Genomic DNA, 23,814 nt, shown 5'->3' with positions numbered 1-23,814 from the left:
CCCTGGTCCCGGCAAACCTGGGCAGGAGCGGGACCGCCTCAGTGCGCAGCGTCCAGCCGGTTTCCGCCATTCACCACGCCATAGCGCACCGCCAGCAGCACCAGCTCGACATCGCTGCGCACATTGAGCTTCTCGAAGATGCGGTATCGATAGCTGTTCACCGTTTTCGGAGACAGGTGCAGATCGCTTGAGATATCTCTCACTCTGTGACAGTTCACCACCATCATCATGATCTGCATCTCCCGACTGGAGAGCTGCTCAAAGGGATCCTCCGACTCACCGTCATAGGCGGTTACTGCAAGCTGTTGCGCAATGTCGCCGCTGAGATAACGCTTGCCGATAAACGCTTTCCGGATCGCAGCCAGCAGTTCCTCAGCATTGACCGATTTGGTGAGGTAGCCGAAAGCGCCCGCCTTCAGTGCCTGGCCGGGAAACGGGCTTTCTTCGTAGGCTGTCAGAGCGATGACCCGCGGCCCGGATTCCATACGCGCAATCCTGCGGGTTGCTTCGAGACCACCGATGCCCGGCATGCAGATATCCATCAGAACCACATCCGGATGCTGCTCCCGGCACAGCCGCACAGCCTCCTCCCCGCTGCCGGCCTCCCCGATGATTTTCACACCGGAGACATCCTGGAGCATTCTCACGATCCCGATGCGAAACAGCCGGTGATCGTCCACTATCAGTACCTGGATCATTCTCTTCTCCCCGCTGTCTCCCTGATGCAAGCAAATGGATCAGATCCCAGGGCAGCACATTCACATACCTCCGTGTGCATACCGTCCTGATCTGTCTCCGCCGATGGCGGCTGGGGAACTTACATTAGAACCGGGTGTTTGCGGGTACAACACAGGCAGGCCAAACACTGGTGGAGATCCACGAAATCTCCACAATGCGATAGCGGGTTGATATCAGCTGCTGAAAGCCTGCAGACCGGTCTGGGCCCGGCCGAGGATGAGCGCATGAATATCGTGTGTGCCTTCGTAGGTATTCACAGTTTCGAGATTCATGACATGGCGGATGACGTGGTACTCGTCTGAGATACCATTGCCGCCGTGCATGTCCCGGGCCATGCGCGCGATCTCCAGGGATTTTCCGCAGTTGTTGCGCTTGAGCAGAGAGATGTTTTCGATCGCCAGCCGACCTTCATCCATCAGCCGTCCCATACGCAGACAGGCATGCAGACCCAGTGTGATTTCTGTCTGCATGTCCGCCAGTTTCTTCTGAATGAGCTGATTGGCAGCGAGCGGTCGGCCGAACTGTTTACGCTCGAGGGTGTAGGTGCGTGCGGCATGCCAGCAGAATTCAGCGGCACCCAGGACACCCCAGGCAATTCCGTAGCGGGCCTTGTTAAGGCAGCCGAAGGGGCCAGCCAGACCCCTGGCATCGGGCAGCAGATTCTCTTCCGGTACCATCACATCATCGAGCACGATTTCTCCTGTGACCGAGGCGCGCAGACTCATCTTGCCTTCGATTTTCGGCGTGCTGAATCCCTTGAACCCGCGCTCCACAATGAAGCCACGGATCACGCCATCCAGCTTCGCCCACACCACCGCCAGATCGGCGATGGGCGAGTTGGTGATCCACATCTTGGCACCGTTGAGCAGATACCCGTCACCCACCCGCTTCGCGTTGGTGACCATGCCGTTCGGATCGGATCCATGGTCAGGCTCGGTAAGCCCGAAACAACCCACCCACTCCCCTGTCGCGAGCTTCGGCAGGTATTTTTCCCGCTGCGCCTCACTGCCATAAGCGTGGATGGGATGCATTACCAGAGAGGACTGCACACTCATCGCCGAGCGATAACCGGAGTCCACCCGCTCAACTTCCCGGGCCACCAGGCCGTAGGACACATAGTTCACCTCGGAACAGCCGTACTTCGCAGGCAAGGTCGCACCGAGCAGGCCCAGTTCGCCGAGTTCGTTCATGATCTCCCGGTCGAAGCGCTCTTCCCGGTTGGCGGAGATCACCCGGGGCAGGAGCCTGTCTTTTGCGTAGTCACGAGCGGTGTCGCGGATCATCCGCTCCTCGGCGGACAGCTGCTCGTCCAGCTGCAGAGGATCGTCCCAGGCGAAGGCCTGTCGTTCGTTACTCATGATTTCTAAAAGCTCCTGAATTTCACCCGGGTACACGCCTCTATCCAGAGCGCGCGATCTGCCGCGCTTGAGCGGCACGGTCTCGACGCGCTTGAGCGGCGCGATCTGCCGCACATCGGCGAAGAGGCTAAAGGACTGGCGCGGTGTCTGCAATCTTGCCTCGCGCTATACTCGCCGGCCATTTCTGAATCACCTGGAAGTCTGCCATGGCGCTGGATGCGACGACGCTGAATCAGCTCATCGATACCCTCGAACGCTTCGTGCGGGAGCGGCTCATTCCCCTCGAGGCTCAGATCGCCGAAGAAGACCGGATTCCGGATGAGGTGATCGACGAGATGCGTGCGCTCGGTCTGTTCGGACTCACCATCCCGGAAGAATTCGGCGGTCTCGGGCTCAACACGGAAGAGGAATGCCTGGCTGTGATCGCCCTCGGCCACACCTCCCCCGCCTTCCGATCAGTATTCGGGACCAACAACGGAATCGGTTCCCAGGGACTGGTGATGGACGGCACCCCTGAACAGAAGGCCCACTATCTTCCCAGGCTCGCCAGCGGCGAGATCATCGGCTCCTTTGCGCTGACCGAGCCGGACGTGGGTTCGGATTCCGCCGCCGTGCAGACCACGGCCACTGCGGACGGAGATGACTTCATTCTCAGCGGCACCAAGCGCTTCATCACCAATGCACCCCAGGCCCAGCTGTTCACCGTGTTCGCCCGTACCGACCCGCAGGTAAAAGGTGCCCGCGGGGTCAGTGCGTTTCTGGTCGACGCGCATCTGCCGGGCATCACCCTCGGGCCCAAGAACCGGAAGATGGGCCAGCAGGGTGCCCACGTCTGCGATGTGATTTTCGAAGATTGCCGGGTGCCGCGCAGTGCCATCATCGGCGGACCGGACAATCTCAACAAAGGCTTCGCGACTGCGATGAAGACTCTCGATCGCGGGCGCCTGCACATCAGCGCGCTGGCTGTCGGCTGTGCCGAGCGGCTGATCGAGGAAAGCCTGAGCTATGCGATCAACCGTCGCCAGTTCGGTCAGGCGATCGCACAGTTCCAGCTGATCCAGGCCATGCTGGCAGACAGCAAGGCGGAGAGCTATGCGGCCCGCTGCATGGTGCTGGACGCCGCCCGGCGTCGCGATGCCGGAGAGAAGGTCACGACCCTGGCCTCCTGCTGCAAACTGTTCGCCTCGGAGATGGTCGGCCGTGTCGCCGACCGCGCCGTACAGATTCACGGCGGAGCTGGATACATGGAGGAGTACGCGGTGGCGCGCTTTTACCGGGACGTGCGGCTGTTCCGGATCTACGAAGGCACCAGCCAGATCCAGCAGACCGTGATTGCAAAAAACCTGATCCGGGACGCCAGCTGAAACCGCAGTAAATCGGGATCAGCGAACCCGCAGCGGCAGATAGAGGCTGAACGTCGTGCCCCGGCCTGGTGCGGTGCGCACATCGATGGAACCGCCGAGCTCCTGAACCAGCCGGTGCACGATGTGCAGGCCGAGCCCGGCGTGGCTGCCGCCCTTGCTGGACTCCTTCGGATCGGCAAGCCGATCGAGGACCGATCGCGGTAATCCCGGACCGGTATCCCGCACATACAGCTCGACCCCTTCCCGACCTTCCCGGAACACGCCGCTGGTAACCCCTATCTCCACACTTTCCCCGGTGGCCGCCTCAATGGCGTTGCGCATCAGGTTGTTGAGTATCTGAGCAAGCCGCTGTTCGTCGGAATCCACCCGGACAGTTCCCGGGGGCAGATCCATGGTGGTGCGCACAGTATGATCGGCGGCATAGCCGCGATGCAGTTCGTGCACGCGTCTGACCAGGTCGTTGAGGTCGAAGGGCTCTATCACCACATCCGGTTGCGACTCCGCGTCGGTAATCGGCGGTACATCCCGCGCCCGCTGAATGATTTCCCCCGCCCGTTTCAGCTCGGACCCGATCATCTGCAGCTGCTCTGTCGCTGAGGGTTCATGCTGCAGTCTCATCTCGAGAATGTGCAGATAGTTGTGTACGACACTTAACGGATTGTTTGCCTCATGCACCAGTTCGCGCAGCCGTTTCTCTTCACGCTGGCGATAGCGCTTCAGCAGTTCCTGCTCCTCCGATCCCCTGCCTGCCAGCTCTGCAAGCCGCTGGGCAAGCTGATCCGCATAGAGTTTCAGCGCAAACTCATGATCGACATCATCATCGACCCCGAACAGCAGTGCACCGAGACTGCGGTCGCCATGACGAAGCGGCAGACACAGCGCTCCGTCGGTTCCGATCCGGCGCAAGAGCTGCCGATCACCCACCGCAAGGTCACTGGAATCCGACAGTGTCCGAATTTCCCCGCTGCGTGTGGCGGCTGCAATGGTGCTCACCGGAGAGTCCACCTGGATCTCGATATCACCGCCTGCGGCCACGCGCAGGCGGTTATGATCCTGCAGCAGCAACAGCGGTACCTGGCGAAACAGACTGCGCGTCGCAAATTCATGCGCGTCACGGACTTCCGCCGGTGTGCGCCCCATCCGCAGGAGATCGGCAAGCATCGACACCTGCCGCTGTACCCACAGCCGGTTAGACCAGTCTTCGTCGTCTTCCCGATTCAGACCGAGCTGGTTCATCAGCTCCGCACAACGGGTTGCCGCCCAGTCCACCAGATCGGCGAAATTCTCCGAACTGATCTGCAGCAGCCGCTGGGCGAGCTGACCGGCGCGATACTCGTCGAGTACCTCGAAGGCATCGACAACCGCAAGAATGCGGATTTCGATGCCGGCATCTTCCAGCAGCTCGGCACGGATGCCGCGAAAATCCACGAGCTCCTGGAGAGCCCGATCCTGGAGAAGATTGACGCCGGAGACGGCCAGCAGAATCCGCCAGCGCACGATCTGTGGGTCGGCGATACCCACCTGCTCGGCGAGCACTTCTGCCAGGAAGGCCGAACGCAGGACGGACTGCCACTGATCCAGTCCGAGTCTGGCACTGCCGGAGACCGGGAGCACCGCCCAGGCCTGGACCTGGGCGATCTGGCGCAATCTGGCGCTGGAAATATTGCGCAGGTGGCGGCTGAACACATCCGGATCCGCCGGACAGTCGAGCACGTTGAGCCAGCGGCCGAGCAGGTCCGCATCGGCACTGAGTACGAGCTGCAGGCGTTCGATATCCGGCGGCTGCGCACTGGCCGCCTCGAGATACCGATAAATGACCGCTTCCGGGGTCACCCCCTACTCTCCGTCCATCCGCAGAACTGCCTCACGCCGCTGGCTGTTTCTGGCTTCCCGCCAGTCACCACCAACCCGGGTTCGCGGCCGGTCATCGATCGCGACAGAGCTTCCCGCACACATGCGCCCATGCACCTGCATGCCGGTAGAGGGACCCATTCTAGGAGGCCATCGGGGTACACCCCATGGCCAACATGTAAGGCGCTCGCAACGCGGTGCGACGGAAATCCGCAAGGCCTGCCGGTCCCAGGCCTACCTGGCGACGCGGTTCCGGTACTTCGATGCCAATAACCTGGTCATTTAAAGTATTAATATCAATGGGTTATTGGCCATTTCGCCTTTGGATTCTATATCCTGCCGCGACACCTTGCGGGTGCTGAAATCCCCCGGACCCCCGTTGACTTGCCCCCGCCAGGCACTTTACACAATATGCGTGGTTTCGTAGAGGGCCACGCATGCGATTCGTCACTTTCAATGTCAACGGCATCCGCGCCAGGCTGCATCAGCTCGCCTCGGTGACCGAAAAACTGCAGCCGGACGTGCTCGCACTTCAGGAAATCAAGGTCTCCGACGAGCAGTTTCCCCTTGAGTCCGTGCAGGCTCTCGGCTACCCGCATGTGAGCTATTACGGTCAGAAGGGCCACTATGGTGTCGCCCTGCTGTCAAAGACCGCGCCGGTAGCCGCACAGCTGGGCTTTCCCTGGCGGCCCGCAGATCAGCAGCGCCGCTTTCAGAGTGTCGACTACCGCTTCGGAGATTCGCCGCTGCGGATCATCAACGGCTACTTCCCTCAGGGAGACAGCCGCACCCATCCCACCAAATTTCCTGCCAAACAGCAGTTCTACGCCGACATCGAACGCTATCTGAACGAGCACTGCGACAGCGACGCGCCGGTGATCCTCGCAGGTGATATGAACGTTGCGCCTGCAGACGCGGACGTCGGAATCGGCGAGGACAACGCAAAGCGCTGGCTGCGCACGGGGAAAGCCAGCTTTCTACCTGAAGAGCGCGAATGGCTCGACCGGCTGTTTGCCTGGGGCATGGTGGATGGCTACGCAGCGCGGCCAACCGAGGAGCGACTGTTCAGCTGGTTCGATTACCGGAGCCGGGCGTTCGAACAGGAGCCGAAGCGCGGCCTGCGGATCGACCTGATCCTTACCTCGCAGATACTGAACGGTCGGCTGCAGGGAACCGATATCGACTACCGGATACGCGGCGAAGAAAAACCTTCAGACCACTGTCCGGTCTGGTGCGATTTCCTTCTGTAAACGGCGCATCTCGTCCCGCAGCGCGGCGGCCGCGCGCCGTGCGCCCTCCATCGGCGACCCGGTGTCTGCAAACAGAATCGACCGGGATGCGCTGATGATCAGCCCCTGGCCGCGACGGTCGCAGCCAGCCGCCATGACCGATGCAAGGTCCCCTCCCTGTGCGCCGATGCCTGGCACCAGCAGGGGCATATCTGCCACCACTTCCCGGATTCTGCCGATGTCGTCTGCATAGGTGGCTCCCGCCACCAGCAGCAGATTGCCGTGCCGGTTCCATTCCCTGACTCCCCGCGCGATGCGCAGGTATGTCGGGTCCTCCGCTGGATGGTTCTGCAGCCAGGCGCTGTCGGGATTACTGGTACGACAGAGCACGATCACACCCCGATCCCGATATTCGATGAAAGGCGCGAGGCTCTCTTCGCCCAGATAGGCGTTTACAGTAACCGCGTCCGCGTCGTAGCGCTCGAAGGCTTCCCGGGCATAGAGCCTGGCGGTGGCGCCAATGTCACCCCGCTTGGCGTCCAGAATCACCGGGTGTTCGGGATGACGCTCATGGATGTAGGCGATAAGTTCGGCAAGCTGATTTTCCCGGCCAAGTGCTGCGAAGTAGGCAATCTGGGGCTTGAATGCGCAGACCAGCCCGGCAGTCGAGTCGACAATGTCGCAACAGAAACGCAACAGGCCATCGTGGTGCTCGCGTTCCCGCTCGCGGTAGGATGCAGGCAGGCGTTCGAGATCCGGATCGAGCCCGACACAGAGCAGACTCTCTCGTGACTCCCAGCCAAAACGAAGCTGGTCGATGAAGGGATTGCGGGTTATGCGGGTAATAGAGTTGCGGGGCGTCACGGCGGGCGAGTATAGCCCAGGCGCCTGCACAGGGGCACAGATGTCTCAACAACTCTGGAACCTGTCACACAAAGTGACCGGCTGGGGCAGTTATCATGGTCCGCCGGGGTCGTTTCAGCGGACTGACCAGTCTGGAGAGCGACGGAGATTAAGTTGAAATGAGATATGTAATTTATTGTTTTATATGTTGTTTATCTTATTCAGCTGCCGGGAGAACACCTTCTGGCACGATTCTCGCAATCCAACGTCCACAGGCATTGAATCTGTTCACGCCAGAACTTGAAGACAAACCTGGCGACGCAATCCGCGGCACACGCCGCCTGAGCCGTCGCGCATTCGGGAGATGATCATGGCGTCAGACAACATCGTGGAACTCGACTCAGCCCGGTCGAGGACCTCCATCAAGCAGGACAAACGCCTGCACGCACGGCTGGAGAGCGACGATCGCCTCTTCACCCAGGTTGTACTGTCCGCCGACGATCCCGAACTGGTCGGCACCACACTGTCCTGCACAGCGATCAACCTCTCGGTCGGTGGCATCCAGTTTCGCACCAACGCCCCGGTGCCGCCCGGTTCCCTGCTCGATCTGTGGGTTGACGTATCAAGCCGTCCGGGGAAGTTCTTTCTGGCAGGAGAAGTCCGCTGGAGTCGTCCCACCGGCGAAACGAACGCACGCGGCGAGAGCGAGTGGTTCATCGGTGTGCAGCTGAAGTCCGGCGCCGCCACCGATATCGTCGACTGGCGGGACTTCCACGCCAGCGCTTACGCGCGCTGAGGGCTCTTTATTCGCGCTGAAGGCTCATTATTCCCGCTGAGGGCTCTTTATTCGCGCTGAGGGCTCTTTATTCCCGCTGAAGGCTCTTTATTCCCGCTGAAGGCTCTTTATTCGCGCTGAAGGCTCTTTATTCGCGCTGAAGGCTCTCGCCCTCTCCCCCGGTGCCGGGGCCGCTGCGTGTTCGTATCTGTGACCTGCATCACCCGCGCAACCCGCGCCCCGTCGCGGTCAGACCACCAACAACTTGGTGTAATCCGCGTGTAAAGGATATCCGTATCAGCAGAAGGATCAGAAAGGCGGTGAGTCAACCCAAGGTCGTACCACTGACTTCGGCGACGAAGAAGAAGTCGCCCGTACCGCCGATCCTGCACAGCGTGCGTCAGCACGCGAAGAAACTGCTGGGCGAACTGCTGCAGAGCCTGTTCAACAACATCGACGATGCCCTGTTCGAGATGGCGGATCGCTCCCGCAGCGACGCTGATCAGAGTATGTACTTCGAATCGATGCGGGAGATCCGTCTGCATCGCAGTCAGATCCAGAAGTCCTTCATGAGCGAGTTTTATCGCGGATTCGAACTGGCCTTCGAATCCAGCGATGTGCCTGAGACACTGGACTTCGACGAGGCAGTAGACAACATTTCACTGGTTGCAAACGACGACCTCGAGGTCACCGTCGCCATCGCGGGTATTGTTTCCAAAGTCACCAGCCAGCACTCACTTCAGATCATGCAGCTCACCAAGCGGATTGATCATCTGGCCAAGGATTGCACGGTGACCGAACGGATGAATCCACTCGGCCCGGAGCGGCTGAGCCACACCTTTGTCGCCGCCATCAGCGATCTGAACATCGACATCAAAGTTCGCATCATTCTGCTGAAACTCTTCGAGCGATTCGTCATGGAGCGTCTGGCACCACTGTATGCCGAGGCGAACCAGCTGCTGGCCGAAGCCGGCATCCTTACCGATCTGAAAAACATCATGCGCTCCGGCCGACAGCCCGAGAGCGCAGCGCGCCCCTCGACCCGAAGTTCCGGCCCCCTTAGCGGCGGCGGACGGGATGGGTCACATTCACCAGGTACGGGCGGCTACGGCAGCGGTCCGGGCTACGGTGGCAGCGCCTCCGAAGGCTCAAGCACTGGTGGGGCCGGTTACGGCAACCAGGACAGCCCTGGCTACGCAGGCACCGGCTTCGGTGTAATTCAGAGACTGCTGGCAGCTTCACGGGGCGGTGCGGCTTCACCCGGTGTGGACAGCACGGGCTCTATCAGCAGCTCCGACGTGGTTGCCGCGTTCTCCGCAGCCCAGAGCGATATTGCCGACCCCATCGACATCGAGCATGTGCCCCCACTGCTCGACCTGCGTCAGATGGTGTTTGCCCGGGCGCCGGAAATTACCGGCCGGGAAAACGTCCAACTCAGTCAGTCGGACGACGACGTGGTGAACTTTGTCGGCATGCTGTTCGACTACATACTCAATGATCGCAATCTGGCCATTCCGATGAAGGCCCTGATCGGTCGCCTGCAGCTGCCTATCGTCAAACTGGCGGTCATGGACAAGACCTTTTTCGAAAAAAGCAGTCACCCGGCGCGGCAACTGCTCAACGAACTCTCCAGCGCGGGGATCGGCTGGAGCAGTGCGGCAGAACTCAAGCGCGATGCGCTGTACAACAAAATCGAATCGATCGTACTTCGCGTGATGAACGGCTTCAAAGACAATCCGGATCTGTTCTCCGAACTGCTCAAGGACCTGAGAGGTTTCGTCAACAGCGACAGCCGCAAACGGCGTCAGGTCGAACAGCGGGTAAAAGACACCGAAACCGGACGCGCCCGGACCCAGGCAGCGAAAGCTTCGGTTCAGCAGCTGATCAACCAGAAGGCCTGTGGCATGCGCATGCCACAGGAGATCGGTCGATTCGTCAGCGAGTACTGGTCGAAAGTGCTGGTATACGCCTGTGTCAGCGGTGGAGATCACTCGCCCGTCTGGCAGCGCCATGTACAGACGCTGGACGACCTTCTCTGGTGTCTGCAGCCGCTGGATAAACTCGAGGATGTCGAAACCCGCGAGGCCAAGGTTGGCGGGCTGATCGAGGCGCTCAAGGCCGGGATGGAAGACATCAGTCTGCCAGGGAATGAAGCGGAAGAGCAGGCCCGCGCCATTGCGCAGCACCTCGAAATGATATCCACCAACGATCGGGCCTTCCTCGAAGACGACAGCCACAGCGACCAGCGCGAGGCGCTCGATGCTGGTATGGAAGTCATGGAAGAAATCGTGCTCACCGCACCCACCGAACTGGAGGATCTGCCGGAGCCGGTTCCCGCCGAGCCCGAGTATCTGAGCCAGATTGAAAAGCTCAAGGAAGGCAGCTGGGTGGAATTCCGCCAGGACGACGGCGAGATTCTGCGCTGCAAACTCGCCACGATCATCGAACCCGGTGGACGCTACATATTCGTGAACCGCCGGGGTATGAAAGTCTCGGAACGCAGTCGCATGGGGCTCGCGGTGGAACTGAAGCGCAAAGCCCTGACCGTACTCGAGGAATCCCAGGTTTTCGACCGCGCGCTGCAGGCAGTCATCGGCAACCTCCGCCAGATGCACAGGGCACCGGAGCCGGCAACCCGCTAGGGGACGGGACCTACTGCGCTGTCGGCAGATGCAGCCGCGCCTGCCAATCGGAGGACGCCAGCATCCGCTCCACGGTATCCACTACTGCCTGAGTCTGGGCATCAATCTCAAGGTTGATCTGATCGCCGACCACCGCACTGCCGAGCGTGGTCCGCGCTATGGTCTCGGGGATGAGACTCACGCTGATCGTATCTTTCGCGCTGTCCACTGAGGTGATTGTGAGGCTCGCGCCATCAAGCGCGACGAATCCTTTGTGATGCAGGTATTTCATCCACCGGGATGGAATCCGCAAGCTGATATCCCGCCGATTTTCCGCGGCGTTCACCGCAATCACTTCCGCACATCCCGCCACGTGACCGGAAAGAATGTGACCGCCGATTTCATCTCCGACACGGAACGATCTCTCGACATCGACCTTCGAGCCCTCTGTCAGACGGCCGAGATTTGTCAGGGCGAGGCTCTCCTGGATGATGTCGAAGGTGACAGCGCCCCCCGAACACCCGGTCACTGTCAGACAGCAGCCATTCACCGCAACAGATGCACCCGTATCGAGACCTTCAGCCAGGGCACCCAGCGCCAGTGTCAGTCTTCTCAGACTAGGATGGTCCTCGACGCGGGTAACTTCACACAGTCCCTGGACGATTCCGGTGAACATGACGGGGCCTCACGGAGGGCTGTCTGGAAAGACCTGCCTTAAAAGCAAGAGGGCCGGTGAAGAGCCGGCCCGCCGGATGGATTCGAACTCGAAATCCGTGTCAGAGGGCGGCTGCCAGCTGCGCGCGACGGTTCGTTTCTGAATCGATATAGGTGATCCACTGCTGACAGATGCGCTCGTTGCTTTCATCCTTGCTGCCGCGTGACTCCTTGCGGCAGGTGACAAAGGATTCCCGGGCACTGGAGAGTTTTTCGCCGTTGAACTCACACATCCCTTTGACGATGTACACCTGAGGCAGCGAACGGATGCCCCCTTTGCGGATGGCGCCATTGGATGCGTCGACACAGGCATCGTACTGATCGTCGTCCAGATAGAGCTGCGCCAGCCGCTCGTAGATCCTGCCGTCTTCCGCGAGTTTGCCCGCCTCTTCATAAACGGGAATCGCCTTCTCGGTCTCCTGTGCCAGCTGCCAGGCCTGACCGAGGCCCTGCAGATTCTTGGCGTTGCGCTCGATCTTCTTATCCTTGAAACCCTGCTCCATGACCATGGCAGCGCGAAATGGCACCTGTTCCTGCATGAGCAGACCTGCCAGATTGGTCAGATCCCGCTCCTCGACCAGAAAGCCTGCGGTATAGGCCGCCTGCATCGCATGTACCTGTTCCTTTTCGTTGCCCTGCTGACCATGAATGCCGGCGAGCCGGATCCAGTACTCCCGTTTGGGGAACTGCTGCACCAGGATTTCGAGAATCTCCAGTACCTTCGGCCAGTTCTCCTGCTCGAAATACAGGTAGTTGAGCAGCCCCCACCAGTTTTCCTTGATGATAATCCCGCGCTCCTTGGCGATGCTGATGCCCTTTTCGATCTGCTGGATCGCTTTCGGATAGTCCTGCATCTGATAGTAGACCTGACCCATGAAGATGTGCGGATCGGCACCCGGGTTGTTGGCCTTGGTGATCCAGATCTCCATGTACTTGAGCGCATCCTTGTAGCGCTCCGCCACGAAGCTCAACTGAGCGAGGGTATAGAGAGTCGTCGTCTCCAGCCCCTCGGAGATTTCATCTCCCTGAGCGATGACCGTCTGGTATTCCTCGATGGCCTTGTTGTAGTTCTCCTGGGAGAAGTACACGAATCCGCGCATGTTGTGGACCTGACCGATCTCGTTGCCGTTGAGGCGTCGGCTGCGGTCGAGCATCGTGTCCAGCACGGCCATTGCGCCCGTGAGGTCCTTGGCATCAATGAGTTCCTGGGCTTCGGCCAGTTTCTTGAAGGTGGCTTCGCTCATGGACGGGACACGGCGGGTCTTGTGTGCCGGCTCCTCGTCTTCCGCCGCAGAGGCGGTCACTCCGGTGAGGCCCAACTCCCCGAAAAAGGGTACGCCGACCAGCAGGGTCAGCGCCACAGCGACAGCGGGAAGGTTACTGAGCATTCTCGTGAGCCACTGTAGTTTGAACGCGTTTGGGATTCGGTAATGCATGAATAATCTCCTGCCCGGGCTATTCCGACAGCTCGAAAGTGATCATGTTTCGAACACCTGCCACATCGATGGGTTCTCCATCCACCACCTTGGGCTTGTACTTGAACTTGAGCGCAGCACCAATCGCAGCCCGATCGAAGATGCCCGGAGGGCTGGCCTCGATCACTACCGGGTTTTCCACAGCACCGGTTTTGGTTACGGTGAACTCGAGCAGCACGTAGCCCTCTATACCCCGGGTCTGTGCACGTCGCGGGTAGACGGGCGCCACTTTGACAATCGGCAGGTACTCACCGTCAGATGAGAAACCGCCAACTCCGCCGACGTTGAGGTCGACGTTGACATTTACCGCACCGATGTCGACACCCTGGGATACATCACTGGTGTCGAAGTCCGGCTTCGGCATATCCGGTGGCGGTTCGTCCGGCGGCGGTGGCGGCGTGGGTTTACGCTGCTTCACCTCGAGTTCTTCGTCGTCCTGCAGCCTCACGAAATCCACCAGCCGGCCATCGAACTGGTCGGTAAAGGGATCCCGGTCGCTGGAGATCACTGACTGCATGATGAGAAACAGCACAATGGTCGTAATGATCCCGAGTACAACCGCGAAGAGATATCGAATTGCCATACGCTGATCCTCCTAGGATTCCGTGGAGATCGCGACTTCAACGAGGCCTGCGGCACGGGCCGCCGAAAGCACCGCCATCACCTTTTCCACCTTAGCACCCTTATCCGCTTGGACAACCAGTCCCCCTTTCGGGTTCTCTGCGTGCAGGCGCTCGATGTGGGCGCGTACAGCGCCGCTATCGACCTTCTTCTTGTCGATCCAGATGTCACCATTTTCACCAACGGCCACCAGCACGCTGACCGTGGGCTTCTGTGTCGCCGTCAGCGCCTCAGGTCGCAGCACATCGATGCCCGCCTGCTTGATAAAGGTCGCGGTGACGATAAAGAAAATCAGCATGATGAAGACCACGTCCAGCATGGGCGTGAGGTTGATGTCAGACTCATCGTCAGATCTCGAGAACCGGTTGCCCTGACGTCTCATATTGCAACTCTCCTTACTTCATCCACGCGTCTAGTGATCCATCGTCAGATGATCTTCGAACAGTTCGATCTCAAAATCGACCTTGCGTTTGATCAGCGTGGTGCCGAGCAGGCCCGAGAGCGATGCAATCATGCCCGACATGGTGGGAATGGTTGCCTGGGATACCCCGGCAGCCATGGAGCGGGCATTTCCGCCCATGGTGGCCATGGCATCAAAGACCGAGATCATCCCCGTCACCGTGCCGAGCAATCCCAGCAGAGGACAGAGCGCGACACAGGTCTGTATCAGCGGCAGATTACCGGTGATCCGCTCTGCGGCCTCGGATATCAGTCCATCTCTGATCTGGTGAGCGCTCCAGGAGCGCCGTTCCGCCCGATCCTCCCAGGTCGATGTGGCGGCGTGGATCACCTTGCGGTGCTCGGCCTGAAAGTACCAGAGCCGCTCGAAGATGAGCGTCCACATAAGGAAAGTGATGGCAGCGATGAAATAAAGGACATCGCCGCCCATTTCCAGGAACTGAATGATCGCGAGGTAGCCATCGTAAAACATATTGCTTCCTTGTTACGCCTGCGTTCTTACGCCTTCGTTACGCCTGCGCGTCCCAAGCCTGAGCGGAGTGACCCCTGGTCACTCCGCCAATTCCAGGCTCAGCCCAGTGCCCGCCCTGACTTCTCGGCATGATCCGCGACGATACCCGCACTCTGTTCTTCGAGCACGTGAATCACGGAGCGGCTTCGAGCCGCCACGATTGCGTGCAGCAGAGTCGTCGGGATCGCCACCACAAGACCCAGTACCGTCGTCACCAGCGCCTGGGAAATACCACCGGCCATGGTCTTCGGATCACCGGTACCAAACAGGGTGATGGCCTGGAAGGTGGTGATCATACCGATCACCGTACCGAGCAGACCCAGCAGGGGGGCGACCACCGAAATCACCTGAATCAGCGTGATGTTACGGGTCAGTTTCGGTGTTTCACCGAGTATCGCCTCACCAAGTTTCATCTCGAGGGTCTCGACATCCACATTCTTGTTGTCGTCATAGACCTTCAGCACACGACCCAGCGGGTTACCCGTATTGGCGGTGTCAGATTTCTTCTGCGCACTCACCTTGGCACCCACCATCGACAGGGTGATCAGGCGTTCGATGGCGAGCAGCACACCCAGAATACCGACGAGAATGATCACCGAACCGACCGAACCGCCCTGGCCGTCGCAGAAGGGCAGCCAGCAATCGCCCTTGGAGATGCCGCCGAACGGCGTGCCGATACGGTCACCCCAGGTGGAAGCCTGAATCAGCAGGGCCAGGAGGGATCCACGGGTCGGATCCACCCCGAACTCGACGATTTCATCCGGAGAAGCATTCTGCAGATCCGCTGCGGTGCGCGCGAACCGTGCAGAGGGCTGACGTGCCAGTTCGATGATGGTGCCTTCGTCACCCGGTTCGAAGCGTACATACTCGCCTTCAGCGATCAGCGCAAACGCACCAACCCGGACGATGTCCGTGTCGACTTTGTCGCCACTGAGCTTGACCACCGTGCCGGGGAAGCGGACCACTTTGCCCGATTCGGTCATTTCCCGCTGCAGCTCGTACCAGAGCGTCTCCATCTCTTCGATGGTGGCAAGTTCGGTCGAGGTACCCATCTTCTTGGCGAGTTCGCTCAGCCATTCGCCGCGATTGGGGATCTGCGCCGTGATCAGCGATCCTTCGAACAGGCCACGGGTATCCCCCGCTACCTGCTGCAGAACACCGAACAGTTCTTTGAGCTGGCCGAGCCGTCGATCCAGCTGTTCCTGCAGATCGCCGATGCGGATTTCGTTCTCATCGAACGTGGTCTCGAGACGATCGGACTTCTGCTCTTCACGGCGGCGTTCAGCCTTGGCGTCTTCCAGCATCTTTGCCTGGGAAGCCTTTTCCCGCGCAAACCGCTGCTCGCGCTCTACGTTGGTCCGGGACTCGACCACTCTTCTCTGTTCCACATTCTTCAGCAGCTCATCGAGGCTGTTCGCGGTGACCGATTGCAGGTCATCAGCGGCGGGTGGCGCAGCCTCTTCCGCCGCCTGGGCGAAAGCCTGGCTGCCAAGCGCCAGCAGCAGGGCTATCCAGAGTGCGCGCATCCACGAGGATGCGCGCATCCCGGTGTCTGCCTGAGTGCAGACGTTGGAGAACATTTTCATATTCGCTCTGATCTGTTTGATGTTGCTCATTGTGCTGCCTCCGGGCCGGGAATTGGCAGCGACAGCAGGTCAACCGACAGCTGCTTGCGCGCCATCCGGATGCCGTTCTGCACAGGCGTCTTGTAACTGTCATCGAGGGGCTGCCACTGACGGGTGCGGATGTTGTACATACCGGTTTCTTCCCCGTCCTGAGACTGATACAGCAGCGCGATTCGACCGACTTTGAGAATGTCCACTTTCCGCTCGACACCGTCAATCTCGACGTCGTCTGTATAGGACTCAAGGGTACGGCCGTATTCGTTCTCAATCTGGTAAGCCCGCAGAATCTGATTGAGTTTTTCCGACACGGCGACATCGGCGCGATCCATCATCTCGACCAGTCCTTCCAGCCGATTGGATCGTTCTTCCTCAAGGAAAGGCAGATCCAGGGAAACGAACTGTTCCAGGCCGTCGATCATCCTGAGCATGAGTGGGGTAATCTGACGTTCGATCACCGTCACTTCGTCGATTGAGCGGGTCAGGGTGGCCATCTCTTTTTCCTGATTGCCCACCTGCTTTTCGAGCTGCCGGTTGTACACCCGCAATCCCTCGATTTCCTTCAGAACGATCTTGTAGTCGCTCAGGAGTGCGCGGGTTTCCTCTGTCAGCGCATCAATTTTCGCCTGGGACTGCCTCGCCTGAGCGTTGAGCCGCTCCGACACCGCGAAAATGTCATTCAGTGTCGCGGCTACGGCTGATCCGCTCAGTGCGGCAATCACTGCACCGAGCAGCAACGCCACAATCCTGTTCCTATGTTTATTCATACGACTTCCTACGGGATTGCTTAGGTTTTATTTGACTCATCTGTCAAAAAGCTTCAACCGCTGATCCGAAGCGCAAACAGCATTTCAGCTCGCGATTTCTTCCTCTTATCAATGGATCCGCTTCTAGGGACGATCTATTTATCACAGGATCGATCTATCAAAGGATCCGATTATTAAAGGATCTATGATCACCCGGCAGGTTACGGCAAGACCCGCAGTGCTGCGGCACCTGGATCTGCGTCGGCCCTCCCCAGTGGTGGCCACTCCTCCTCAACGTGCCGGGCAGGCGCGAACGCACACCCGACGACTCCTCCTCGTTTACCAGCCTGTTCGACAGCAGTCGGTCAGCTGGTTCTCTATACAGCCTGGATAAGCTGCGAAGCTCTGCCAGGTTGTCCTCTTTATCCTTGTGCACTCTTTATCTTTCTGTGCACTCTTTACCTTTTGTGCACTCTCTACCTTTTGTGCACTCTCTACCTTTGTGCACTACTCTATCCGCATTTCTGCGCGCGCTCTATCTGCGTCTGTGCGCGCTCTATCTGCGCAATCCAGATCTGTGCTGCGTCTATGCTGTAGCTGGATGGTTACCCGCAATTCGAAACCTGGCGCGCGCAACCACCCCGGGCCTCGATGCGCTGGATCAGCGATTGGATGCCCCGCCCCTGTCTACCGCACGAAGGATCAACAAACCCCCTCGGGAAGTCAAGCGCGGAGCCGTCTTCAGGCCCTCTGCAATCGCTTCCTAATTGTCCTGCAGATGTTGCCGAAAAAAATTCAGCGTACGCTCAAGCGCAAGATCTGCAGACTCTTTGTCGTAGCTGGCGCGATGATCGCAATTGAAACCATGGTCAGCCGCGTAGACCTGCACACTTACCTCGGGATGCGCCGCTCGGATCTTCTCCACATCGGACATGGGGATGTGCGCATCCCGCTCGCCAAAATGCATGAGTACAGGGCACCGGGGCTTGAGCTCGGCGACCCCCGCAATGCCCCCGCCGTAATAGCAGACCGCGCCACTGACACTGTCGAGTTCACAGGCACACAGCCAGGACATCAGACCACCGAAACAGTAGCCGACGACGCCCACCGCGCGACCGCCCGACTCACCGGCGGCAAACGCCACCGTCGCCTGCAGATCCTGGAGGGCGAGGCGTCGATCCAGCTGCTGCAGGGCCAGTTGAATACCCCGCTGCATATCGGCACCTTCGTATCCCAGCTCCACATCTCTCTCCAGGCGATCGAACAGCTGGGGCGCGATTGCGAAGTAGCCTGACCGGGCGTAGCCATCCACCACATCCCGAATATGGCCATTGACGCCAAAGATCTCCTGAATCACCACCACCGCCCCTGCAGGCTCTCCGGCCGGCGCCGCGCAGTAGGCACCCAGACTGAATCCGTCCGCCGAGCTGACCCGCACTTTCCTCCCCATCGCTGCTCCTCCCATATCCGCATCCTCCTGCTTTCAATTCTGTGGTCTTGCGTCGAACTCCCGCCACCCCGGTGTCGCCGTACTGTCATACAACTGTAACAATATCGCCCCAGAATGGCCGCCATGCATACAGACCCTGCAGACCGGGCCCGCAGATGACCGCAAACACCATCCTGCTGGTCGAAGACGAAACCGACATTCGGGATATGCTGAAGTTTGCCCTGTCCCGGGCCGGATTCGAAGTCTGGGAGGCGGATACTGCGGAAGCCGCCCTCCACACCCTGGATGGCCTGCTGCCCAGCCTGGTCGTCGTCGACTGGATGCTGCCGGGGCTGAGCGGCGTGGACCTGGCGAAGCGATTGAGGCGCGATGAACACACCGCCAGACTGCCCCTGATCATGCTTACAGCACGAGGGGAAGAGTCCGACAAACTGAAAAGCTTCGAGTCCGGCGTAGACGACTATATCGTCAAGCCGTTTTCTCCCCGGGAGCTGATCGCCCGGGTAAAAGCGCTGCTGCGCCGCTCGGGCGCTGCCGCTGATGGTCTGCTCGAGCGCGGCAGAATTCAGATGAACCTCACCGCCCACCAGGTCACCATCGATGGCGCAGTCGTGAAGATCGGCCCTACCGAGTTCCGTCTGCTCGAGCTGTTCATGGGCAATCCGGATCGTGCCTTCGACCGCTCTCAGCTTCTCGACCGCGTCTGGGGCCGAAGCGTCTACCTGGAGGAGCGCACGGTGGATGTCCACGTGCTGCGCCTGCGCAAGGCACTGAAGCCTCATGGTCTGGATCGCACCATCCAGACCGTCAGAGGCATCGGCTACCGGTTTTCCCCCGAGTCGTGAACTGGTCCCGCCAGGATCTGCTGTTGCTGCTGGCTCTGCTGGGGCCCGCACTGCTGCTGGGCTGGCTCACCTCCGCGTTCGGCTGGAGCCTGTTTATCGCCGCGCTGATCTGGTCCGGGATTCAGCAGCGCGAAAAACAGCACCTGGTGCAGTATGCCCGCAAGCCCCTGCGCAGACCCGACAACAAGCTGGACAGCTGGCAGGAAATCGCCGATCGCATGTTCCGATCCCTGCGCCACACCCGCCACCGCAACCGCGCCATGGTCAAACGCCTGCGGGATCTGCGCGCCATCAACGACTCACTTCCGGATGCCGCCATTGTTACCAGCAGCAGCGGCAACATTCTCGATCTGAATCGCGCCGCTGACGAGCTGCTGCACCTGAAGCCGACCGATCGGGACAATCACCTGCCATCTCTGGTGCGGCAACCGGAGCTCATCGCCCTGATTCGCGGTCAGGCCCCGGAAGGACAGGTGGAATTCACCAGTCCATTTGACGATTCGATCCGCCTGGAAGCACGGCGGGTCCTGCTCGAGACGGATCCTGCCAGCGCGCGGTTTGCGGCCGCGATGATCCTGGTGCGGGACGTCACCCAGCTCAACCGGCTGCTCAGTATGCGTCAGGATTTCATTGCCAATATATCCCATGAATTACGCACGCCCCTGACGGTGATTGTTGGCTATGTGGAGGCGCTGTTCGAGGAAGATCTGGACGACGCAACACGTCAGGAACTGATCGGTAAACTCGCCCCGCCCACGACCCGCATGCGCGCGCTGGTCGACGACCTCCTGCTGCTGACGCGTCTGGAGTCGAGCCCCCGGCCTGCCGAGGAGGAACTGGATCGGGTGAATGTAGGTGCGCTCATCGACAGTATCGTCACGGATGCTCGCGCCCTGAGCGGCGGACGCCACCAGTTTGAAGTCATCAAAGCATCGAAAGCTGACGTTTTCGGTATCGAATCCGAACTGCACAGCGCTTTTCAGAATCTGCTGACCAACGCGGTCCGCTACAGCCCCGACGGCGGCCCCATCACGGTGAGCTGGGAAGCAGTCCCGACTGGCGTTCGATTCTCGGTTCGCGATACCGGCATGGGCATTCCAAAAGAGCACATCGCCCGCCTGACCGAACGATTCTATCGGGTCGATCTGGCCAGATCCCGGGTGCGCGGCGGCACCGGGCTGGGACTGGCCATCGTCAAACACGTGCTCAAGCGCCACGACTCAAAGCTCCAGGTGACGAGCCAGCTCGCAAAGGGCAGCACCTTTTATTGCGACTTTCCGGATTCCCGCCTGAGCACCCGGTCGGCAAGCGTGCCCTGCCCCGGTGAATCCGGTAACTCTCCCTGCACCGGTTCCCGAATTTCCGACTCCCCACCCACTACCAGGAGCAATGATGCTTAACCTCAAAAAAACTTTGGGGCTGGCCCTGCTGGCCACCGCGACTTCCCACTTGTCCCCTGCCCTGGCAGAGTCTCCAGATGCCCCCGACTATGAGCGGGTCAGCGGGGTCTCGGGCAACCTTTCGAGCACCGGCTCGGACACCCTTGCCAACCTCATGACCCTGTGGACCGAGGCCTTCAAGAAGCTCTACCCCAATGTGAACATCCAGGTCCAGGCGGCAGGTTCCTCGACGGCACCGCCCGCCCTGACCGAAGGAACATCGAACTTCGGCCCGATGAGCCGGGAAATGAAGGACAAGGAAATTGAATCCTTCGAAGCACGCTACGGCTACAAGCCCACCGCGGTTCGGGTTGCCATCGATGCGCTTGCAGTTTACGTGCACAAGGACAACCCGCTGGAGTCCCTCAGCATCTCCCAGATCGACGCCATTTTCTCGGTGACCCGCCGTTGCGGCGCCGGAGCGGACATCGCCGAATGGGGTGGTGTCGGTCTCTCAGGCAACTGGCAGAAGCGACCGATACAACTCTACGGCCGCAACTCGGTGTCCGGAACCTATGGGTACTTCAAACAGGAAGCACTCTGCTCCGGAGATTTCAAGAACACCGTCAATGAACAGCCCGGATCGGCCTCTGTGGTGCAGTCGGTGGCCACTTCACTCAATGGCATCGGTTACTCAGGAATCGGCTATATCACCTCCGGCGTCAAAGCACTGGCCATCGCCGCTGATGCCAGTTCCGATGCGATCGGTGCTACGGCGGACAACGTTGCAAGCGGTGACTACCCCCTTGCACGCTACCTGTACATCTACGTGAACAAGAAGCCCAATACACCGCTGTCACCGCTGGAAGGCGAATTCCTGAAACTGGTGCTGTCCAGACAGGGACAGGAAATCGTCGTAAAAGACGGTTATATTCCCATCTCCGCCCGTGTCATCAGCCGCGAACTCAGAAAACTCTCGCAGTAACTGCAGTGACCGGCCCGACAAACCCACAGCGACACAGACCACCGGTGGAAAACCTCACGGCTCTGCCGCGTCGCCGACGTCTGATCAACGCCGTCACCTCCAGGGTGGTCGCGCTCGGCGGGGCTGCCGTAATCGGGGCGATCGCGCTGATCTTTCTTTATCTGTTGTGGGTGGTTGCACCCGTGTTTGCCGGTGCGGACGTGGAGCCTGGCGAGCAGTATCAACTCAGCGCGGCCTATCCTCTGCTGATTGACGTCAACGAAACCGACGAAGTCGGCCTGCGGATCGCACAATCCGGTCAGGTCGAGTTTTTTGATCTGACAGATGGATCTCCAAGAGGGCAACTGGATCTGGGGCGCTCTCTGCACAAGGTGAAGCACGTATTCCCGGCTACCGCGCTTTATGCAGTGCAGGATCAACAGGGTAATCTGAATGTACTGCAGGCCCGCTATCCCATTTCCTTCGACGGCGACACACGGACCATGGTCACCCGGTTCGACTATCTGTTCGACGACCAGTGGCTCGACGTCGGCGAGGTGCAGGACTTCGACGCCTATTTCTCAGACACCACCTTCAGCCTCGCTCTGCTGGAAGGCAGATCGCTGCGCATTCAGCAGTTTGATGAGGCGGAGGCCGGATTCGGCCTGGAGTTTCCGAAGGAACGCAGAATCGAGCTCGATCACGACTATGAAAGAGTGCTTTTCGGACCCAGGGGTACCTGGCTGTACCTCATCGGACCGACCGGCACCGTCACTCTGATCGATCTGCCACGGCGGGGACCACCCGAACAATTGAGCCGCAGTCGCCTGGTGCCTGAAAACGGCAGACTGCTGGCCATAGAACCCCTGCTCGGCCGTCATTCGCTGCTGGTTGCGGACGATCAGCAACGGGTGACCCAGTGGTTTGCGGTGCGCGGAGCGTTCGGCTATGCGATGCAGCAGGTGCGTCATTTCACGCTGGATGAAAACGTTGCACAGATTCTTCCAGAGCCCCGTCGCAAGGGGTTTGCCACCCTCGATGCGCAAGGCGGACTGCATCTGTTTTACTCCACGTCCGGTCGGGAACTGGCAGACGAAACCCTCAGGGAAACCGGCGTGGAGCGCGCCGTCATCGCACCACGCTCAGACCTGCTGCTCACCACCAGCAGCAGCGGCCAGGTCAGTCTTTACCACATGCACAATGAGCATCCGGATATTTCCTGGGGCGCGCTGTGGTCCAAGGTCTGGTATGAGGGTTATCAGGAGCCCGTCTACAGCTGGCAGTCCTCCTCCGCAGACAATGACTTCGAGGCAAAATTTTCCCTGACCCCACTGCTCTTCGGCACGCTCAAGGCGGCTTTCTACGCCATGCTGTTCGCCACCCCAATCGCCATCATGGGTGCACTCTACACAGCCTATTTCATGGCGCCGGTGATGCGGCGGGTGATCAAGCCCGGCATCGAGATCATGGCCGCACTGCCCACCGTGATCCTCGGTTTCCTCGCTGGCCTGTGGCTGGCACCGCTGATCGAAGCGAATCTGTCTGCAGTGATCACGATCCTGCTGGTATTGCCTGCGGGCATCGTGCTGCTGTCGTTTATCTGGTCGCGGCTGCCGGATCGCATCACCCGGCCTTTCGATGGCTGGTATGGCCTGATCATCGTGCCACTACTGATACTCGGGGTCGCCGCAGCATTCGCCCTCGGGCCCGTGCTGGAAGACACCTTCTTCGGCGGTGATTCGCGGAACTGGTTTCTCGAAGTCATGGGCCTTGACTACGACCAGCGCAATGCGCTGGTCGTGGGGCTCGCCATGGGACTTGCGGTGATCCCGACGATTTTCTCCATTGCCGAAGACGCCATTTACGGTGTACCCACCCACCTGATCAACGGCTCCCTCGCCCTCGGCGCCACCCGCTGGCAGACCCTGATCCGGGTGGTGGTTCTCACCGCCAGTCCGGGAATTTTCTCGGCAGTGATGATCGGACTCGGCAGAGCGGTCGGAGAAACCATGATCGTGCTGATGGCCACCGGTAATACTCCGGTGATGGACCTGAACATCTTCCAGGGCATGCGCACCTTTGCCGCCAACATCGCAGTCGAACTGCCCGAGTCGGAAGTGGACAGCAGCCACTACCGGATTCTGTTCCTGGCCGCTCTGGTTCTGTTCATGATCACCTTCCTGTTCAACACGGTTGCAGAAGTCGTGCGCCAGCGACTGCGTACCCGCTACGGAAATCTCTAAGGAGCC

General features: G+C 59.9%; 20 protein-coding genes. 8 read left to right on the top strand and 12 right to left on the bottom strand.

The window, feature by feature from the left end:
- Nucleotides 1-38: 38 nt before the first annotated feature.
- Nucleotides 39-698 (bottom strand): UvrY/SirA/GacA family response regulator transcription factor, encoded by a 660-nt coding sequence (uvrY, locus tag R3E82_04995; GenBank protein MEZ5550225.1) that lies wholly within the window; start codon nucleotides 696-698, stop codon nucleotides 39-41.
- Nucleotides 699-911: 213 nt separating this feature from the next.
- Nucleotides 912-2,096, bottom strand: a complete 1,185-nt coding sequence (locus R3E82_04990) for an acyl-CoA dehydrogenase (GenBank protein MEZ5550224.1) — start codon at nucleotides 2,094-2,096, stop codon at nucleotides 912-914.
- Nucleotides 2,097-2,302: 206 nt separating this feature from the next.
- Here R3E82_04990 and R3E82_04985 point away from each other — a divergent pair, with 206 nt between their 5' ends.
- A complete protein-coding gene (locus R3E82_04985) occupies nucleotides 2,303-3,460 on the top strand; it encodes an acyl-CoA dehydrogenase family protein (protein MEZ5550223.1) in 1,158 nt (385 codons plus the stop codon).
- Nucleotides 3,461-3,478: 18 nt separating this feature from the next.
- Here the strand turns inward: R3E82_04985 and R3E82_04980 are convergent, their stop codons facing one another.
- Nucleotides 3,479-5,293 (bottom strand): HAMP domain-containing sensor histidine kinase, encoded by a 1,815-nt coding sequence (locus R3E82_04980; GenBank protein MEZ5550222.1) that lies wholly within the window; start codon nucleotides 5,291-5,293, stop codon nucleotides 3,479-3,481.
- Nucleotides 5,294-5,748: 455 nt separating this feature from the next.
- Between R3E82_04980 and xthA the strand changes: the two genes are divergently transcribed.
- A complete protein-coding gene (gene xthA, locus R3E82_04975; GenBank protein ID MEZ5550221.1) occupies nucleotides 5,749-6,561 on the top strand; it encodes an exodeoxyribonuclease III in 813 nt (270 codons plus the stop codon).
- Here the strand turns inward: xthA and pyrF are convergent.
- Nucleotides 6,523-7,404 (bottom strand): orotidine-5'-phosphate decarboxylase, encoded by an 882-nt coding sequence (gene pyrF / locus R3E82_04970; protein MEZ5550220.1) that lies wholly within the window; start codon nucleotides 7,402-7,404, stop codon nucleotides 6,523-6,525. The genes xthA and pyrF overlap by 39 nt on opposite strands.
- A gap of 349 nt (nucleotides 7,405-7,753) precedes the next feature.
- On the opposite strand from pyrF, the gene R3E82_04965 reads away from it, so the two are divergent.
- Together R3E82_04965 and R3E82_04960 are read left to right on the top strand one after the other, a co-directional pair.
- On the top strand, nucleotides 7,754-8,179 hold the full coding sequence (locus R3E82_04965; protein MEZ5550219.1) for a PilZ domain-containing protein: 426 nt from the start codon (nucleotides 7,754-7,756) through the stop codon (nucleotides 8,177-8,179).
- A 299-nt stretch (nucleotides 8,180-8,478) separates the two neighbouring features.
- On the top strand, nucleotides 8,479-10,800 hold the full coding sequence (locus R3E82_04960) for a DUF1631 domain-containing protein (GenBank protein MEZ5550218.1): 2,322 nt from the start codon (nucleotides 8,479-8,481) through the stop codon (nucleotides 10,798-10,800).
- A 10-nt stretch (nucleotides 10,801-10,810) separates the two neighbouring features.
- Here R3E82_04960 and R3E82_04955 read toward each other — a convergent pair whose 3' ends face one another.
- The 8 genes from R3E82_04955 to R3E82_04920 all read right to left on the bottom strand — a co-directional run bounded on the left by R3E82_04955 (nucleotide 10,811) and on the right by R3E82_04920 (nucleotide 18,377).
- Nucleotides 10,811-11,455 carry a riboflavin synthase subunit alpha gene (locus R3E82_04955; GenBank protein ID MEZ5550217.1) on the bottom strand — a complete coding sequence of 215 codons (645 nt, stop codon included), beginning with the start codon at nucleotides 11,453-11,455 and terminating at the stop codon, nucleotides 10,811-10,813.
- Between the two features lie 100 nt (nucleotides 11,456-11,555).
- Complete coding sequence (locus R3E82_04950) at nucleotides 11,556-12,929, bottom strand: hypothetical protein (protein ID MEZ5550216.1); 1,374 nt, start codon at nucleotides 12,927-12,929, stop codon at nucleotides 11,556-11,558.
- Nucleotides 12,930-12,948: 19 nt separating this feature from the next.
- A complete protein-coding gene (locus R3E82_04945) occupies nucleotides 12,949-13,551 on the bottom strand; it encodes an energy transducer TonB (GenBank protein ID MEZ5550215.1) in 603 nt (200 codons plus the stop codon).
- A gap of 12 nt (nucleotides 13,552-13,563) precedes the next feature.
- Nucleotides 13,564-13,971, bottom strand: a complete 408-nt coding sequence (locus R3E82_04940; GenBank protein ID MEZ5550214.1) for a biopolymer transporter ExbD — start codon at nucleotides 13,969-13,971, stop codon at nucleotides 13,564-13,566.
- A gap of 30 nt (nucleotides 13,972-14,001) precedes the next feature.
- A complete protein-coding gene (locus R3E82_04935; protein ID MEZ5550213.1) occupies nucleotides 14,002-14,520 on the bottom strand; it encodes a MotA/TolQ/ExbB proton channel family protein in 519 nt (172 codons plus the stop codon).
- Nucleotides 14,521-14,618: 98 nt separating this feature from the next.
- Nucleotides 14,619-16,175 (bottom strand): MotA/TolQ/ExbB proton channel family protein, encoded by a 1,557-nt coding sequence (locus tag R3E82_04930; GenBank protein ID MEZ5550212.1) that lies wholly within the window; start codon nucleotides 16,173-16,175, stop codon nucleotides 14,619-14,621.
- Nucleotides 16,172-16,948: a DUF3450 domain-containing protein gene (locus R3E82_04925; protein ID MEZ5550211.1), complete on the bottom strand. Its 777-nt coding sequence runs from the start codon at nucleotides 16,946-16,948 to the stop codon at nucleotides 16,172-16,174. Before R3E82_04925 ends, R3E82_04930 begins: the two co-directional genes overlap by 4 nt.
- A 742-nt stretch (nucleotides 16,949-17,690) precedes the next feature.
- Entirely contained in the window at nucleotides 17,691-18,377 is a 687-nt protein-coding gene (locus R3E82_04920) for a dienelactone hydrolase family protein (GenBank protein MEZ5550210.1), read from the bottom strand.
- Between the two features lie 155 nt (nucleotides 18,378-18,532).
- On the opposite strand from R3E82_04920, the gene phoB reads away from it, so the two are divergent.
- Genes phoB through R3E82_04900 form a run of 4 tightly spaced genes read left to right on the top strand, consistent with a single transcriptional unit; the run spans nucleotide 18,533 to nucleotide 23,808 of the window.
- Nucleotides 18,533-19,222: a phosphate regulon transcriptional regulator PhoB gene (phoB, locus tag R3E82_04915; protein ID MEZ5550209.1), complete on the top strand. Its 690-nt coding sequence runs from the start codon at nucleotides 18,533-18,535 to the stop codon at nucleotides 19,220-19,222.
- On the top strand, nucleotides 19,219-20,622 hold the full coding sequence (gene phoR / locus R3E82_04910; protein ID MEZ5550208.1) for a phosphate regulon sensor histidine kinase PhoR: 1,404 nt from the start codon (nucleotides 19,219-19,221) through the stop codon (nucleotides 20,620-20,622). Before phoB ends, phoR begins: the two co-directional genes overlap by 4 nt.
- Nucleotides 20,615-21,586 carry a phosphate ABC transporter substrate-binding protein PstS family protein gene (locus R3E82_04905; protein ID MEZ5550207.1) on the top strand — a complete coding sequence of 324 codons (972 nt, stop codon included), beginning with the start codon at nucleotides 20,615-20,617 and terminating at the stop codon, nucleotides 21,584-21,586. Before phoR ends, R3E82_04905 begins: the two co-directional genes overlap by 8 nt.
- 5 nt (nucleotides 21,587-21,591) lie before the next feature.
- Nucleotides 21,592-23,808 carry an ABC transporter permease subunit gene (locus R3E82_04900; protein ID MEZ5550206.1) on the top strand — a complete coding sequence of 739 codons (2,217 nt, stop codon included), beginning with the start codon at nucleotides 21,592-21,594 and terminating at the stop codon, nucleotides 23,806-23,808.
- The last annotated feature ends 6 nt before the right edge of the window (nucleotides 23,809-23,814 follow it).

The organism is Pseudomonadales bacterium (assembly GCA_041395945.1).
Classification (GTDB): domain Bacteria; phylum Pseudomonadota; class Gammaproteobacteria; order Pseudomonadales; family Azotimanducaceae; genus SZUA-309.
This window is presented reverse-complemented; position numbering and strand designations above follow the sequence as displayed.